We start from the raw sequence: 16,029 nt of genomic DNA, 5'->3' as shown, positions 1-16,029 counted from the left end.
CCCCCGCACGGCGGACGCCGCCGCGGCCTGCGGCTGCCGGCGCTGGCAGTCGGCGGAGCCGTCGCCGCCCTGGCCCTCGTGGCCGGCACCGGCTACGCCATGGGAGGCGATCCATTGGTCCCTGCCGACGGCGCCGACGCCTCCGCTGCCGCGCACCCGGAGACCGGCGGGCAGGCCGGCAGCGGCGCACCGCTCGGGGCGGGGGACATGTTGGACGCCAGCGGATCGGGCACCGCCGGCGTTCCCGGAACCGAGGCAACCGGTCCCCGTGTCGGGCTCGGCCTGGGCGGTGAGCCCGACTTCACCCCCACCGGAACCCTGAGCGCCGGGGAGCTGGCCGTGTTCCGCTCACAGGGGTGGACCTGCCCGGAGCTTCGCGACCTCGGATTCCACCTCATCTGGGCCCGGGCCGGCGTCATGTCCGGGGATGAGGTCCTGGAGGTTCGCCTCACGGACGGCCAGCACTTCGCAACGGTCCTCGAACAACACGTATCCCCGTCACAGGCGGCCGGCACATCCCCCGGCACGCCTACCGCACCGGCCCGGGCCGAAGATTCACCCATCAACGTGCTGACCGGGCACAGAGCCGACGCGGACGGCTTCGCCCCGGCCAAAGCCGGCACGCCGTCGGCTGCCCGCGTGTCCGGCACCGGCAGGCTGTGGGTCAATCCGACGCCGCCCTACCGGGCCATCTACCAGACGAACGCGGCCACGTACACCTACATTTCGGACCTGCCGGCCGAGCAGGCGGACGACGGCGTGACCGCCCTCACCCGGGTCAGCAGCGGCACTGCGGTGGCAATCTCCCGCGACGGAATTCCGGAGCGGATTGAGCGCGGACTGAGCCGAATCCTGGAGCATCTGGCTCCGTGAGGCAGGACCGGGCAGGACATGGTCGGCATTGGGACTTCGCGAAGTCGTCGCCAGCCCGAACGAGAGGGTAATCTTCCTAAAGTGCTTGGAATCAATGGACCGGAGTTTTTACTTCTGCTGATCATCGGCCTTCTGGTGATTGGTCCCAGCAGGCTGCCCGAATACACCCAGAAACTTGCCAATATCGTCAAGGAAGTGCGCCGGATGGCGTCCGGTGCGCGGGAGCAGATCAAGGAAGAAGTCGGCATCGATATCGATGAAGTCGACTGGAAGAAGTACGATCCACGCCAGTACGATCCCCGCCGGATCATCAAGGAAGCGCTCCTCGAGGACGACTCGAAGCCGGTGAGCTCCGGGGCCCCGGCCGCCGTGTCCACAGCCGCCACAGCGGCTGCGGAGTACCGCCAGGCCCGGGTTGTCGAACGGCTGCCCGAAGGCGAAGCGGCGCCCTTCGACTCAGAGGCGACCTAGGCTTCCCGCCGTTCAGCGGGGCTCCGTTCAGCGGGGCTGCAGACCCAGCGGCATGCCCTTGAGCCCACGCGGAACCGACGCCAGCCTGCCGGCGATTCCGGTCAGGGCCACGGCCGCAGGCGTCTCCGGACGGCCCAGCACCAGCGGCACGCCGGAATCCCCACCCTCACGCAGCAGGACTTCGAGGGGAATCTGGCCCAGCAGGGGCACGTCCCCACCCACAGTGGCCGAGAGACGCTCGGCGAGCACGGCGCCACCGCCGCTGCCGAACAGTTCCATCCTGCCGCCGTCGGGCATCTCAAGGTAAGACATGTTTTCCACGACCCCGGCCACGGTCTGGCCCGTCTGGGTGGCGATCGCACCGGCCCGCTCGGCAACATCCGCGGCGGCCGCCTGCGGGGTGGTCACGACGAGGATCTGCGCCTTGGGCAGCAGCTGGGCGACGGAGATCGCGATGTCGCCGGTGCCCGGCGGCAGGTCCAGGAAGAGGGCGTCGAGGTCGCCGAAGTAGACATCGGTGAGGAACTGCTCCAGTGCCCGGTGCAGCATCGGGCCGCGCCAGGCCACGGGCTGGTTACCGGTGACGAACATGCCGATGGAGATGACCTTGACCCCGTAGGCCACGGGCGGCAGGATCATGTCGTCCACCCGTGTGGGGGCCTGCGTGATGCCCATCAGCCCCGGAACGGAGAAGCCGTACACATCCGCGTCCACGATCCCCACACGGAGCCCCTGCGCAGCCAGGGCGCACGCCAGGTTCACTGTCACCGAGGACTTGCCCACGCCGCCCTTGCCGCTCGCGACGGCGTACACCTTGGTCAGCGAGCCGGGCGCGTTGAACGGGATGCCGCGCTGGCCGCCGGCCCCGCGCAACCTCTCCTTGAGGGCGTCGCGCTGCTCCTGTGTCATGACCCTCAGGTCCACCTCGACGCCGGTGACGCCCGGGACGGCTGACAGCGCCGCCTCGGTGTCGGCGGTGATGGTGCCGCGCAACGGGCAGCCCGCGATGGTCAGGAGCACCACGATCCGCACGTGGCCGCCGTCGGCGATCTCCACGGACTCCACCATGCCGAGTTCGGTAATGGGGCGGCGGAGTTCAGGATCGATCACGGTGGCGAGTGCGCTGTGCACTGCCTTCTCCAGCGGGGTGCTCATGCGGGCGATGCTCAGCTTTCGGGGGTGGTGCGGTGTGCGGGCAGGCGGGCGGGATCGGCTGCGGCCCCTGACGTGTCCGCTGACGGCTCCTTCGGCGGGTTCGCAGATGGGTTCGCCGAGGGGCCCTTCGGCGGGTTTGCGGCGCCGTCCTCCCGTTTTCCGCCGGCCTTGACGCGGGGGATCTGCTGGGTCCGGGGGCCGCGCTTGTCGCGCCGCTCCTTCAGCTTCTCCTTGACCTTTTCCCGCGGGGTCTCGTGGGCGCCGTTGGAGGGATCGTGGGTGCGCAGTTCCTCCTGGGCCTCCAGCATGTCCTCGAGCAGGCTGCGCAGCTCGGTGCGGACGTAGTCGCGGGTGGCGACCTCGCGCAGCGCGATGCGCAGGGACGCAAGTTCCCGGGTCAGGTACTCGGTGTCGGAGAGATTGCGCTCGGCCCGCTGGCGGTCCTGCTGGAGCGAGACCTTGTCCCGGTCGTCCTGGCGGTTCTGGGCCAGCAGCAGCAGGGGCGCGGCGTAGGAGGCCTGCAGGGACAGCATGAGGGTCAGCAGCGTGAAGCCCAGCGCCCGTGAATCGAACTGCCATTCCTCCGGCGCCCACGTGTTCCAGCCCAGCCAGAACAAGCAGAACACCGTCATGTACATCAGGAACGCGGGGGTGCCCATAAACCGGGCGAAGCCCTCCGTGGCGTGGCCAAAGGCGTCCGGGTCCGGACGGAAATTGGGCAGGATCCGCTGCCGGCCGCTCAGCGGCGTGTCGAGCCCGCCTGAGGCCTTGCCGGCCGGACGGGTGCCGGAGCCCCGTGGTGCTGTGGAATCAGCCAATGCGGCCTCCGAGCTTCCTTATCGGGGCGTCGTCCTCGTGGGCGCGCCAGTCGTCCGGCAACAGATGATCAAGCACGTCATCAACAGTCACCGCCCCCACAAGCCGTCCGTCGTCGTTGACCACGGGGAGTGAGTTGAGATTGTAGGTGGCCAGGGCACGGGCCACCTCGCTGATGTGGGCCTGGTCCGAGACCGGTTCCAGGCTCTTGTCCACCAGGTTGCCCAGAGGCTCCGGCGGCGGATAGCGCAGGAGCTGCTGGATATGGACGACGCCGAGGAATCGTCCCGTCGGCGTCTCCAGCGGGGGCCGGGCGACGAAGATCGAGGACGCCAGGGCAGGGGAGAGTTCCTCCCGGCGTACGTGTGCGAGTGCCTCGGCGACGGTTGCTTCCGGGGGCAGGATCACCGGAACCGGCGTCATGAGCCCGCCGGCGGTGTCCTCGTCGTATTCGAGCAGGCGGCGGACGTCTTCGGCGCCTTCGGGTTCCATCAATTGCAGGAGTTCTTCCGCCTGGGCGCTGGGCAGTTCGGCAAGGAGGTCGGCGGCGTCGTCCGGATCCATTTCCTCCAGGACATCGGCGGCGCGGTTGACGTCCAGGGCGGAAAGGATTTCCACCTGGTCGCCCTCGCGCATCTCCTGAAGGACGTCCGCGAGCCGTTCGTCCTGGAGTTCGCTGGCAACCTCGAAGCGGCGCTTGTCGCTCATTTCCTGAAGCGCTTCGGCGAAGTCGGCCGGTTTGAGGTCCTCGTGTGTGGCCACGAACTGGGTGGCGGCCTGCGGCTCGGTCTTGGCGCCTTGCCGGGCGTCGGCCCAGTCGATGATCAGGGTTTCATTGCGGCGCAGCCGGCTCAGCGGCGAGAACGAGTGGCCGCGGCGGACGAAGAGTTTGCTGACGAACCAGTCGCCGGAGCGGTGCCGGTCCATGGCGATGTCCTCGATGGTCGCATCGCCGCTGCCGTCCGCGAGGGTCACCCGGCGGTCGAACATCTCGGCGACCACAAGGGTTTCCGCGCCGCGCTGTTCGAAACGGCGAAGATTGACCAGGCCGGTGCAGATGACCTGGGTCTGGTCGATGGAGGTAATCCGGGTCATTGGCACGAAGACGCGCTTTTTGCCTGGGACTTCGACGACGATGCCCACCACGTGCGGGGCACCCCTGGTCCCGCGGGAGAGCACCACGACATCGCGCAGCCTGCCCAGACGGTCGCCCAATGGGTCGAAAACGTCCAGGCCGAGGAGGCGCGCGACAAACACTCGCGAAAGATTCGTGCTCACTCATACAGGCTACCGAGTCTGCTCTCTTTTAGCTGAATTTCCAGCCGGAGACCAGTCGGATAGGTGAGAATGGGCATATGTCAAACATTTTTGGTGCTCCCAGGGCCGGTGCCCCCGGCTCGGACGAGGCCCGCGCCGTCCCGAGAGGCGACGTCGTCGGTTCGTACAACTCCTACCTGGATGCCCAGAAGGCGGTGGACTACCTGGCAGACCAGCAGTTCCCCGTGCAGATGGTGTCGATCGTGGGCAACGACCTGAAGATGGTGGAGCGGGTGACCGGCAGGCTGACCTATCCCCGGGTGGCCCTGTCCGGCGCCCTCAGCGGCATGTGGTTCGGCCTGTTCGTCGGCGTGATGCTGTCCTTCTTCTCCACGACCCCCGGTTATTTCTCGATTGTGACGTCCGTGCTGATGGGTGCCGCGTTCTTCATGCTCTTTGGCATCGTCACGTATGCCATGCAGCGCGGCAAGCGGGACTTCACGTCTACGAGCCAGGTGGTGGCGACCAACTACGACGTGGTGGTCTCCTTCGAGGCCGCCGGTGAGGCGCGGCGCCTGCTCCACCAGCTCCCTATGACGCCGCATGACGCGTCCGGGGCAACAGCGGGCAGCTACGTCCAGCACGACTACCGGCAGCAGGAACCACAGCAGCCCAGCCCGCAGCAGCCCGGGCAGCAGGGCCACGCGCCGCAGCGCCCCGCGGGCTGGAACGATCCGTACGGCCAGCGGGCGCCCGAGACCGGCAACGATCCGGCCGGACAGTACCAGGGCGGTGCGCCGCAGCAGGCAGGAGCCGCAGGCCAGGCCCCGGCGGCATCCGGCGGTGCGGCGGAGGAGACAGTCCGCCCGGCCGGCAGGGTGTCCGGCGTGAGCTACCCGGACCTCCCGGACGGCCGCCCGCAATACGGGGTCAGGGTCACGGACGGCGACAAGCCCGCGCCGGGCCAGGACGGCCAGCAGCCCTAACTGGCGGCACGCCGTAGCCGCAGAGAAGTAGCCACATAAAAAGTAGCTCCAGAAAAGTAGCCACAGAAAAAGGGAGGGTCCACGCGGACCCTCCCTTTTTCGGCGCTTCTATCGTCTCCGCAGGACGGACGTTACGGCGTCTGGCTGTCGGCTTCCAGGTAGATGCCCGCCATCCAGGACTCGACGTCGTCGGCCTTGCGCGGCAGGGCGGCGCTGAGGTTGACCGGGCCGCCGGCTGTCATGAGGATGTCGTCCTCGATCCGGACGCCGATGCCACGGTATTCCTCGGGGATGCCGATGTCCTCGTTCTTGAAGTACAGGCCCGGTTCGATCGTGAACACCATTCCGGGCGTGAGCACGCCGTCGAGGTAGAGTTCCCGCTTCGCCTGGGCGCAGTCGTGGACGTCGAGGCCGAGGTGGTGGCTGGTGCCGTGCGGCATCCAGCGGCGGTGCTGCTGGCCCTCGGTGCTGACGGCTTCCTCCAGGGAGACGGGCAGGAGGCCCCATTCGGCGAGGCGTTCCGCCAGCACTGTGGTGGCTGCGGTGTGGATGTCCCGGAACTTGGTGCCCGGCTGGGCGGCGGCAAAGCCGGCGTCGGCGGCGTCGAGCACTGCCTCGTAGACCTTGCGCTGGATGTCGGTGAACTTGCCGTTGGCCGGCAGCGTGCGCGTGACGTCGGCCGTGTACAGCGAGTCGGCCTCGACCCCTGCATCCAGGAGCAGCAGTTCGCCGGCGTTGACCTTGCCGGTGTTCCGGGTCCAGTGCAGCACGGTGGCGTTGTTGCCGGACGCGGCGATGGTGTCGTAGCCGAGCTCGTTGCCTTCCTCACGGGCGCGGGCGAAGAACGCCCCTTCCACCACGCGCTCGCCGCGGTGGTGGGTCAGCGCCCGGGGGAGCGCCTTGACGACCTCCGTGAAGCCGGCCACGGTGGCGGCGACGGCGGTCTTCATCTGCTCGATTTCCCACTCGTCCTTGAGCAGGCGCAGTTCCGAGAGGGCCTCGCTGAGCTTTTCGTCCAGGGCGTCCAGCACGCTCAGGTCAAGATTGTCCGGGTCCTTGGCCGTGTTGTAGCGGGCGGTGTCAACCAGGGCGTCGATGTTCTCGTCCACCTTGCGGACCAGCCTGATGGAGATTCCGCCGATCTCGGTCGCGCCGACGTTCTTGGTGATGGCGAGTTCGAGTTCGGCGATGTCCGCCGTGTCCAGGCCGAGCTTGGCCTTGAACTCCTCCAGGGTCGGGCGGGCGCCGATCCAGAACTCCCCGGACCGGGAGTCGGCGTAGAACTGCTCGGTGTCGCGGCCGGCCAGCGGGCGGAAGTACAGGGTGGCGTGGTGGTTGCCGCCGTCGTCGCCCGTACCTTCGGCCACCGGTTCCAGGATCAGGACCGCGTCCGGCTCGTGGTCCAGGCCGAGGCCGGTGAGGTGCGCGAAGGCCGAGTGCGGCCGGAAGCGGTAGTCGCAGTCGTTCGAGCGGACCTTCAGCGGGCCGGCGGGGATGACCAGGCGTTCACCTTTGAACAGGCCTGAGATGGAGCGGCGCCTGGCTGCGGCGTGACCCGCGACGGCGTCCCGTTCGGGGAGCTGCTGCGTGGCCGGCGCCCAGTTGCTGGCCATGAAGGCCTTGAAAGCGTCCGAGCTGGGCCGCTGCGAGCGGTTGTTGACGCGCTCTTCGAGGGGCTGGGAAGCGGAGATTAGGGTGTTATCTGCATCGTTCACCGTCCCATAGTCTCACCAGCGCCGCGGCTTAGGCCAACGGCGCGCCACCGCCGCCGGGCGACCGGGCCGGTGGAGGCCGAGGCTTTGATCCGGCCATCTACTACGCTGGTGAGGTGAGGATTGACTTGCATGCCCACTCCAACGTTTCCGACGGCACCCAGGCACCGGCCGATGTCATTGCGTCCGCCGCCGCTGCCGGGCTCGACGTCGTGGCCCTGACCGATCATGATTCCACCGCCGGGTGGGCCGAGGCCGCCGCCGCGGCCCGGAAAACGGGGGTCGCCCTGGTCCCGGGCATGGAGATCTCGTGCCGGACGGCGGAAGGCATCAGCGTCCACCTGCTCAGCTACCTCCACGACCCCGCGCATCCCGGGCTGCTTGAGGAAATCACCAAGTCCAAGGATGCCCGGCGCACGAGGGCCCAGAAGATGGTCACCCTGCTCTCGGAGGACTACCCGCTGACGTGGGACGACGTGATCCACCACGTCGCGCCGGGCGCCACCCTCGGCCGCCCGCACATCGCCGACGCGCTTGTCGCCGCGGGCGTGGTGGAAGACCGGGCCGAGGCCTTCGGTTCCATCCTGACCGGACGCTCGCGCTACTGGGTGCAGCACTATGCGCCGGAGCCGGCGCTCGCCGTCGCACTGGTCCGCGCAGCCGGGGGCGTGCCGGTGTTCGCCCACCCCGTCGCTTCTGCCCGCGGCCGGATCGTGGGGGAGCAGACCTACCGGGAGATGATCGATGCCGGGCTGGCCGGCCTGGAAATCTACCACCGGGACAATCCCGAGGAGGGCCGGACGTTCCTCCGCCGGATCGCCGAGCAATACGGCCTGCTGGTCACGGGATCCTCCGACTACCACGGCACGGGGAAGCCGAACCTGCTGGGCGAAAACCTGACCAGCCCGGAAGTCTTTGCCCGCATCGAGGACATGGGGACCGGCTCGTCCGTGGTGCGCTGAGGCTGCCCCGAACCCAGTTGCGCTATCACTTAGCGTCCCTCAGGGGCCGGAATAGCCCCGAATGGCAGCCACAAGTGATAGCGCAACCGGCGGTGTCAGGGCGTCGGGAACGACGTGAACTGCGCTTTCGCGGCGAGGCGCTTGGCCATGACATCGACGGCGGCCAGGTTCTGGTCCACGCACACGAACCTGCGGTCGAGTTTCGCGGCCACCGCTCCGAGCGTGCCGGAGCCGGCGAAGAAGTCCAGGCACCAGTCGCCCGGCCGGCTCGAAGCCGCAACCACGCGGCGGATGAGCCCCTCCGGCTTTTGCGTGGGATACCCGGTTTTCTCCTTGCCGGTCGGCGAAACAATGGTGTGCCACCAGACGTCGGTGGGAAGCTTGCCGAGCTCGCGTTTGGCGGGCGTGACGAGCCCGGGCGCCATGTACGGCTCACGGTCCACCTCGGCGCTGTCGAAGTGGTACTTCGCCGGGTTCTTGACGTAGACAAGGATGTTGTCGTGCTTGGTGGGCCAGCGGTACTTGGCCCGGGCACCGTAGTCGTACGCCCAGATGATCTCGTTCAGGAAGGATTCCCGGCCGAAGATGGCGTCCAGCATGACCTTCGCGTAGTGCACCTCGCGGTAGTCCAGGTGCAGGTACAGGGTGCCGTCGTCGGCCAGGAGCCGCCAGGCCTCCACGAGCCGGGGCTCGAGGAAGGACCAGTAGTCGCTGAAGGCGTCGTCGTAGCTGTGCAGGGCGCCCTTGATCGTGTCATAGGATCGGCCCTTGAATCCGACGCGGTCGCCCTCGCCGCCGGCATTGAGCACCATCTTGGTTTCCTGGCGCTTCTGGACCCGCCCGGTGTTGAAGGGCGGATCCACGTAGATCAGTGTGAAGGCGCCGTCCGGCAGCGTGGGGAGGTATTCCGCGTTGTCCGCGTGAACCACCAGGTTGCTGCCGTCCGGCGCCCAGACGGTGTCAGTCATGGAGGGGATTAGGCCTCGGCGCCGCTCGGCTGTGCGTCGCCGCCTGCAACAACCTCGCCGTTGCGCCGACGGGTGCGGGTCCGGCGGCGGGCACGGGTTGCACGGTCCACCTCGGTGGGAGCGCTGGCCGAAGCGGCCCGCGCAGACGCGGCCGACGCGGGGGCCTGGGCCGAAGCCTCAGCCGGGGCGGCGGAAGCGGAGTCCGTGGCGGCCGGACGGCGACGGCGCGAAGCCGGGCGTCCGCCGTTTTCGCCGGCCGGGGCGCCGCCGCTGCGGCGGTTCTCGCGGCTGCCTTCACGGGAGTCGCGGCTGCCGGAGCGTGCGCCGTCGCGGGAGGAGCGTCCGCTGTCCTTTGTGCTGGGGCGTGAGTTCTTCTTGCCGGTCTCGCCAAGGTCCTCGAGGACCTCCGCGTCGACGCCGGCCAGCACACGCTTGTCGCGGGGCAGCCGGCCCTTGGTGCCCTCGGGGATGTCGAGTTCCTCGAAGAGGTGGGGTGAGGACGAGTACGTCTCCACGGGCTCGGGGTAGCTCAGGCCCAGGGCCTTGTTGATGAGCCCCCAGCGCGGCATGTCGTCCCAGTCGACAAAGGTCACGGCCGTGCCCTTGTTGCCGGCGCGGCCCGTGCGGCCCACGCGGTGCAGGTAGATCTTTTCGTCTTCGACGCACTGGTAGTTGATCACGTGGGTGACGTCGTCGACGTCGATGCCGCGGGCGGCGACGTCGGTGGCCACGAGGACGTCCACCTTGTTGTTGCGGAAGGCACGCAGTGCCTGTTCGCGGGCGCCCTGGCCGAGGTCGCCGTGGATGGCGGCCGCAGCGAAGCCGCGGTCCACGAGTTCCTCGGCCACCTTCGCGGCGGTGCGCTTGGTCTTGGTGAAGATGATGGTGCGGCCACGGCCGCGGGCCTGCAGGATTCGGGCTACGACCTCGACCTTGTCCATGCTGTGCGCACGGTAGATCAACTGGCGGATGTCGCGCTTGGTCAGGCCTTCGTCGTCCGGGTCCGCGGCGCGGATGTGGGTCGGCTGGGTCATGTAGCGGCGGGCCATGGCGATGACCGGGCCGGGCATGGTGGCGGAGAACAGGAGCGTCTGGCGGACGGCGGGCGTGCCGGCGATCAGGGTTTCCACGTCCGGCAGGAAGCCGAGGTCCAGCATTTCGTCGGCCTCGTCGAGGATGACGATCTTGACGTTCTTCAGGCTCAGGTGCTTCTGCTTGTACAGGTCGATCAGGCGGCCGGGGGTGCCGACAACGATTTCGACGCCGTTCTGCAGCGACTCGACCTGCGGCTCGTAGGCGCGGCCGCCGTAGATCGTGGCGATGCGGGCGTTGCGCTTCTTGGCGGCGTTCTCGAGGTCCTTGGCCACCTGGACGGCGAGCTCGCGGGTGGGCACGATCACCAGGGCCTGCGGGGCGCCGGGAACGGCCAGTTTGTCGAAGCCGGCGTCGTCACGGCCCACGACGCGCTGCAGCGCCGGGATGCCGAAGCCGAGGGTTTTACCCGTACCGGTCTTGGCCTGGCCGATGATGTCGTGCCCGGCCAGTGCGACCGGAAGCGTCATGGCCTGGATGGGGAAGGGGTGGGTAATGCCGGCGTCGGCCAGCGATTCCACGATGTCCGCACGGACGTTGAAGTCGGCGAAGGTCTTTTCGGCAATCTCGTGCGGCTTTTCGTCCGAGATGATGGTTTCTTCGGGCTCGATGGTCTCCGTGCCGGAATCATCGATCAGAAGCTGGTGCGTGTGCAATTCACTCACAGGGGAGTTTCCTTATTCATTTTGGGCTGCGCTGCTTGCTCAACGGGGCCGGCCATTGGCCGTTCCGGAGCACGCTCGGGCGCGCAAGCAAATCCAGTGGAAGCCGATCGCGGGCTATCTAAATGCTGGCACTGGGGACCAGCGGGTGGATCTCAAGATCGCGTAGGGGCGGGCTTGTTGAATTCAAAAATCATGGAAATCAACGACCGGGCATCCATTTCTACCTCTCCAGTCTAGCTGTACCACGGGCGGATCCTCGACTGGACCCATGAACGGACCCGTGGACTGACCACGGGAGCCCGCCCGGCACGGGACGGTCAGGGCGCAGGCAGTGGACCGTCAGCCCACGAGCTCCAGCTGGATTTCGCGGGTGGCGATGTCCGAGGACACCACCCGGACCCGGACTTGAGTGCCCGGTTCAAGGTCGCCGGGGCAGCGTGCGGTCACGGCAGGTTCGGCGATCTGGACCATCCCGGACGGGCCGTTGCCGTTTCCGTTGGACTTGCCCCCGTTCCCGTTGCCGTTCGCCTTGCCGGCCGTGCCGCCGTTCCCATTGCCGTTCCCGTCGCCGCCGGTGGTGCTCTTCGCCGGCTTCGAACCGGAGATGACCACGGCGTCGAATTCCTGGCCGATGTGGTTGACCAGCAGGGCAGCCTCCACGGTGTCCAATGCCAGCCGCTCCAGCTTTGCGGCGAGCTGGTCCGAGGTGCCCATGATCGCCGGAAGGGACGGCAGGGCCGCCCGGGCCCAGTCCGGAACCTCGGTGCCGCTGCTCAGGGCTTCACAGATCACCAGCACGAAGCGGTCCACCAGCCGCCGCAAAGGCGCCGTGGAATGGGCGTAGGCGGCGCCGATGGCTGACTGTACGGCGGCTTGGGGTACCGTCCCGTCGAAGTGCGTGTACCCGGCGCCACGGAAAAGCATGCCGGCCGAATGCACAATGGCCAGCTGCCGGGGGTCGGTGGGGTCCAGGGTCCGCAGGTACTCGCCGTAGCCCATTTCTCCGTCCCAGGGCTTGCCAAGGGCGTGGGTCTGGCGGTGGAAATGCCGCAGCGACGCCTCGTCCGGGGCGGGCATGGTCCGCAGGATGCCGACCTTGCCCTGGAGCATGAGCGCGGCGGCCGCCATTCCGGTCATGAGGGAAATCTGGGCGTTCCAGTCCTCCACCGGCAGCGGCGGGGCCGCCACGATCCGGTAGCCGCCGTCGGGCAGTTGCTGGATTTCCTGTTCGGGCATGTTCAGGCTTGCCCCGCCGCGCAGGCGTTCGAGTTCCACCCGCTTGATGCCTACCTCTTTGAGCAGCTGCAGCACGGGCGTGGCCGTGCCGGCGTCGAGGTCGGCCTGGACGGCCTTGTAGCTGAGTTTTGCGCGGCTGCGGACCCGGGCCCGGCGCACAAGGACCGATGTCACCTCTGCCGCGGCGTCGAGCCCGAACTCCCAGACGAACGCGGAGCACAGCTGACCTGCGAGCAGGCTGCCGGCGGCCTCGCTGATGATCTCCGGATGCAGCGGAATCCTTCCGTCGGGGGTGTAGAAGGTCTGCCCGCGGCGCCGGGTCTCGGCGTCGAGCGCCCCGCCCGGGGCGACAAACGACGGGACGTCGGCGATGGCGTAAAACACCTTGTAGCCCTCGTCATCCCGTTCGATGAACAGGGCCTGGTCGAGGTCGGTGGACGATGCCGGGTCGATGGTCACGAACTCGACATGCGTGAGGTCCAGGTCCGGGAGCTTGTGCTCGGCCACGGCCGCCGCGGCGTCGCGCAGCACGTCCTCGGGGAACGGGCCGGGCAGTTCCAGCGTGGTGCGCAACGCCTTGAGGGCCCCGGCCAGCTGGTTCTGCTGCTCGTGGACACTGGGGGTCAGGCGATGATGGGACACGAAAATCAGGGTAGCCCGATTTCCGCCATTAGTCTTGGATCATGAGCGCAACTCCGGAGGATCCTGCCCTCTACAACAGCTTCCTGGCGGATCTGCTGGGAGTGATGGCGTACGGCGAGCTTTCCGCCTTCGAACGGCTCTCTTCCAGTGCCGGATATTCGCCCACGCTGCGTGACCGTGCCGTGCTGGGCAGGATGGCGGTGGCCGAGTTCCAGCACTACGAACTCATCCGGGCCCGGCTCGAGGATATGGGCCTGGACACGGAGGCTGCCATGCTGCCGTTCCAGCCCTCGGTGGACTTCTTCCATGAGCGCACACGCCCGGCGGACTGGTACGAAGCGCTCATGAAGGCCTACGTGATCGACACTGTCTCCGCGGACTTTTACAGCGCCGTCGGCGTGTACGTCGACGCCGGGACCCGGGAGCTGATCGCACAGGTCCGCTCCACCGGCGAGTCCACGGGTGTGCTGCAGGAGCGACTCAAGGCGGCCCTGGCCGATGACCCCCGGCTGGCGTCACGCCTGGCGCTGTGGGCCCGGCGCCTGCTGGGCGAGGTCCTGACCCATGCCCAGCGGGTGAGCCTTGAGCACGCATTCCTGGGCGGGCTGTCGGGACTGGACGACGCGGACGCCAGGGCGCTGGTGGTGGGCCTGACGGCCGAGCTCGCAGCGAACCACGCGCGAAGGATGGCGGGACTGGGGCTCCCCGGCTAGGTTCACTGCCCGGGACGGCCCGGTTCATGGCGGGGAACCTGCTCAGGAGTCAGCGTTCAGGAATCAGCGTTCAGGAGTCAGTGGCGTCCAGCGCCGCCAGCAGTGCACCGGCCGCGTGGGCCGGATCGTCGGCGTCGGTGATGGCCCGGACCACCACGATCCGCCGGGCGCCGGCGTCGACTACCTGCTCCACGTTGCCGAGGTCGATCCCGCCGATGGCAAACCACGGCAGCAGGCTTTCCGTCGGGCCGTCGGGGTTTCCGGCACCCTCGGCGTTCGCCTGGCCGGTCGCCTGGGCGGCGTAACGCACCAGGTCGAGGCCGACGGCGGCGCGTCCCGGCTTGGTGGGAGTCGCCCATACTGGCCCCACACAGAAGTAGTCCAGTCCCTTGCGGCCGGGAGAAGCAGCCACGGCTGCGTCCACCTGTTCAGGGGTGTGGGTGGACAGGCCGATCACGGCGTCTTTGCCCAGGAAGCCGCGGGCTGCGTCCAGCGAAATGTCCTTCTGGCCGATATGGAACACCGGGGCCCCGGACAGGGAGGCGATGTCCGCCCGGTCGTTGACGGCCCACAGCCGTCCGTGGCGCTGCGCCGCGGCGTGCAGGACTTCGAGGAGTTCCAGTTCCTCGGCCGCCTCGAGCGACTTGTCGCGCAGCTGGATGATGTCCACTCCGCCGGCGAAGGCGGCGTCCACGAAGTCCTCGAAGTCGCCGCGGTCCCTGCGGGCGTCGGTGCACAAGTAGAGGCGGGCGGTGGTGTGGAGGTGGTCCTGGCTCATGGGACCAGCCTAGTTCCTCTAAACTGGGCGCATACCGCGGGAGCCCGCAGCAGCCATGGAGCCGCTGCCCGGCTGAGAGGGCGTCAGAGCCGACCGCTTGACCTGATCCGGCTAGTACCGGCGTAGGGAAGGAATTTTTCATGGGCACGCAAGTAGGCTCACAAGCCGGCCGTGAAGCCGTGGCCGCAGATGACGCCACCGCCCGGGATTGTTACACCGGAGCCGTATCCACTGACGGAATCACCGCAGGGGACGTCACCGCAGACGTTGCCGTGATCGGCGGCGGGGTGATCGGCCACGGCATCGCCTTCGAGGCCAGCCGCGCGGGCCGGTCCGTGGTCCTGATCGATGATGTTCCCGGTACAGGAGCGAGCTGGGCCGCGGCCGGCATGCTCGCCCCTGTCAGCGAGCTGCACTACCAGGAGGAGCAGCTGCTGGAACTGATGCTCGAGTCTTCCCGGCTGTGGCCCGGATTCGCGGCCGGGCTCGACGCCGGTCCCGCCGGCCAGGACTCCCGGACGGGTACCGGGTATTTGACGACCCCGACCCTCGCCGTCGGGGCGGACGCGGCGGACCGGCGCGCGCTCGCGGACCTGAGGGAAGTCCAGAAAGCCTCCGGCCTCAGCGTGGAACCGCTGACAGTGCGCGAGGCACGGGGCCGGGAGCCCCTGCTGAGCCCCGGCATCTCGTGTGCCTTCGACATCCCGGCCGACCACCAGGTGGATCCCCGCCTGCTGATCGCCCGGATTGCCGGCGTCCTGGCCGCGGAGGACCGCGGCAGCTTCATCCGGCGGCGCGCTGCAGGGCTGCTGTGGCAGGACGGCAACGTTGCAGGGGTCCGCCTCGATGGCGGCGGTACCGTACGCGCCGCGGAAACCGTGGTCGCCAACGGGCTCGGCGCCGCCGATCTTGATGAATTGCCCGCCGGGCTCACCCTGCCGCTGCGGCCCGTCTACGGTGACATCCTCCGGCTCCGCGTGCCCGCGCACCTGCAGCCGCTGCTCACTGCCACCGTGCGGGGGATGGTGCGCGGGGTCCCGGTGTACATCGTGCCCCGCCAGGACGGCACCGTGGTGATTGGCGCCACCCAGCGCGAGGACGGCCCGTCGGATCCCCAGGCCGTGTCGGCCGGCGGCGTCTACCAGCTGCTGCGGGACGCCCAGCAGCTGGTGCCCGCCGTCGCCGAACTCGAGCTCCTGGAAGCCACGGCGCGGCCCCGGCCAGGCACGCCGGACAACGCCCCGCTGCTGGGCCGGGTTGCCCGCCCGGACGGCGGGGATGTCCCCGGACTCATCATCGCCACAGGTTTCTTCCGGCACGGCGTCCTGCTCACCCCGGCGGCTGCCGCCGTATGCCGCCAACTCATGGACGGGACGCCGGACCCGCGCTGGGCCGGTTTCCGCCCCGACCGTTTTTCCCGCATCCCGGACACGTCCGGGGACAGTCCCAAGAAGGAAGCAGCATGAACATCAGACTGAACGGAACGGAGCAAAGCGTCGCCGACGGCGCCTCCGTCAGCACCCTCGTCAGCCAGCTCACGGGCCGGAGCATCGGCCCCGACGGCCAGGCCGCCGACGGCCGGAAACTCGGTGTCGCCGTGGCCCGCAACGCCGAAGTGGTGCCGCGCAGCCAGTGGCACGCCACGGCGCTCGCCGACGGCGACGACGTCGAACTTGTCACGGCAGTCCAGGGAGGATGACCAG

At 68.6% G+C, this 16,029-nt stretch carries 15 protein-coding genes and 1 riboswitch; of the genes, 7 read left to right on the top strand and 8 right to left on the bottom strand.

Features of this window, described 5'->3' with window-relative positions; translation table 11 throughout:
* The coding region (locus tag AC1DEY_RS15085; RefSeq protein ID WP_476868640.1) for a hypothetical protein at nt 1–873 on the top strand (873 nt) is incomplete at its 5' end.
* Between the two features lie 81 nt (nt 874–954).
* A complete protein-coding gene (locus AC1DEY_RS15080; RefSeq protein ID WP_441407351.1) occupies nt 955–1,344 on the top strand; it encodes a twin-arginine translocase TatA/TatE family subunit in 390 nt (129 codons plus the stop codon).
* A 27-nt stretch (nt 1,345–1,371) separates the two neighbouring features.
* Here the strand turns inward: AC1DEY_RS15080 and AC1DEY_RS15075 are convergent, their stop codons facing one another.
* The 3 genes from AC1DEY_RS15075 to AC1DEY_RS15065 are packed head-to-tail and all read right to left on the bottom strand — an operon-like array spanning nt 1,372 to nt 4,593.
* Complete coding sequence (locus AC1DEY_RS15075) at nt 1,372–2,499, bottom strand: Mrp/NBP35 family ATP-binding protein (protein WP_476868639.1); 1,128 nt, start codon at nt 2,497–2,499, stop codon at nt 1,372–1,374.
* An 11-nt stretch (nt 2,500–2,510) separates the two neighbouring features.
* Nucleotides 2,511–3,317: a DUF1003 domain-containing protein gene (locus tag AC1DEY_RS15070; RefSeq protein WP_476868638.1), complete on the bottom strand. Its 807-nt coding sequence runs from the start codon at nt 3,315–3,317 to the stop codon at nt 2,511–2,513.
* Nucleotides 3,310–4,593 (bottom strand): magnesium transporter MgtE N-terminal domain-containing protein, encoded by a 1,284-nt coding sequence (locus AC1DEY_RS15065; protein WP_441407354.1) that lies wholly within the window; start codon nt 4,591–4,593, stop codon nt 3,310–3,312. The genes AC1DEY_RS15070 and AC1DEY_RS15065 overlap by 8 nt, the downstream gene beginning before the upstream one ends.
* A 77-nt stretch (nt 4,594–4,670) precedes the next feature.
* Here AC1DEY_RS15065 and AC1DEY_RS15060 point away from each other — a divergent pair, with 77 nt between their 5' ends.
* On the top strand, nt 4,671–5,558 hold the full coding sequence (locus AC1DEY_RS15060; protein WP_476868637.1) for a YflT domain-containing protein: 888 nt from the start codon (nt 4,671–4,673) through the stop codon (nt 5,556–5,558).
* Between the two features lie 131 nt (nt 5,559–5,689).
* On the opposite strand, the gene AC1DEY_RS15055 is transcribed toward AC1DEY_RS15060, so the two are convergent.
* The gene (locus tag AC1DEY_RS15055; protein WP_476868636.1) at nt 5,690–7,273 is read right to left on the bottom strand and encodes an aminopeptidase P family protein; all 1,584 of its coding nucleotides are present in this window, start codon (nt 7,271–7,273) and stop codon (nt 5,690–5,692) included.
* Between the two features lie 113 nt (nt 7,274–7,386).
* Here AC1DEY_RS15055 and AC1DEY_RS15050 point away from each other — a divergent pair, with 113 nt between their 5' ends.
* Nucleotides 7,387–8,232: a PHP domain-containing protein gene (locus AC1DEY_RS15050; protein ID WP_441407357.1), complete on the top strand. Its 846-nt coding sequence runs from the start codon at nt 7,387–7,389 to the stop codon at nt 8,230–8,232.
* A 95-nt stretch (nt 8,233–8,327) separates the two neighbouring features.
* On the opposite strand, the gene AC1DEY_RS15045 is transcribed toward AC1DEY_RS15050, so the two are convergent.
* The 3 genes from AC1DEY_RS15045 to AC1DEY_RS15035 form a co-directional block, all read right to left on the bottom strand.
* On the bottom strand, nt 8,328–9,200 hold the full coding sequence (locus AC1DEY_RS15045; RefSeq protein ID WP_476868635.1) for a DNA-methyltransferase: 873 nt from the start codon (nt 9,198–9,200) through the stop codon (nt 8,328–8,330).
* Nucleotides 9,201–9,208: 8 nt separating this feature from the next.
* Nucleotides 9,209–10,957, bottom strand: coding sequence for a DEAD/DEAH box helicase (locus tag AC1DEY_RS15040; protein WP_476868634.1), 1,749 nt, complete (start codon nt 10,955–10,957; stop codon nt 9,209–9,211).
* Nucleotides 10,958–11,296: 339 nt separating this feature from the next.
* Complete coding sequence (locus tag AC1DEY_RS15035; protein WP_476868633.1) at nt 11,297–12,835, bottom strand: RNB domain-containing ribonuclease; 1,539 nt, start codon at nt 12,833–12,835, stop codon at nt 11,297–11,299.
* 41 nt (nt 12,836–12,876) lie between these two features.
* Here AC1DEY_RS15035 and AC1DEY_RS15030 point away from each other — a divergent pair, with 41 nt between their 5' ends.
* On the top strand, nt 12,877–13,548 hold the full coding sequence (locus AC1DEY_RS15030; RefSeq protein WP_476868632.1) for a ferritin-like fold-containing protein: 672 nt from the start codon (nt 12,877–12,879) through the stop codon (nt 13,546–13,548).
* 70 nt (nt 13,549–13,618) lie between these two features.
* Here AC1DEY_RS15030 and AC1DEY_RS15025 read toward each other — a convergent pair whose 3' ends face one another.
* Nucleotides 13,619–14,326: a thiamine phosphate synthase gene (locus AC1DEY_RS15025; protein WP_476868631.1), complete on the bottom strand. Its 708-nt coding sequence runs from the start codon at nt 14,324–14,326 to the stop codon at nt 13,619–13,621.
* A gap of 26 nt (nt 14,327–14,352) precedes the next feature.
* A riboswitch (TPP riboswitch) is annotated at nt 14,353–14,473 on the top strand.
* Here AC1DEY_RS15025 and thiO point away from each other — a divergent pair.
* A complete protein-coding gene (gene thiO, locus AC1DEY_RS15020) occupies nt 14,467–15,792 on the top strand; it encodes a glycine oxidase ThiO (protein ID WP_476868630.1) in 1,326 nt (441 codons plus the stop codon). (Overlaps the previous riboswitch by 7 nt.)
* The gene (gene thiS, locus AC1DEY_RS15015) at nt 15,789–16,025 is read left to right on the top strand and encodes a sulfur carrier protein ThiS (RefSeq protein WP_390204050.1); all 237 of its coding nucleotides are present in this window, start codon (nt 15,789–15,791) and stop codon (nt 16,023–16,025) included. Before thiO ends, thiS begins: the two co-directional genes overlap by 4 nt.
* Nucleotides 16,026–16,029 lie beyond the last annotated feature (4 nt).

The sequence above is a fragment of the Arthrobacter sp. 05T47 genome, assembly GCF_056395825.1.
This window is presented reverse-complemented; position numbering and strand designations above follow the sequence as displayed.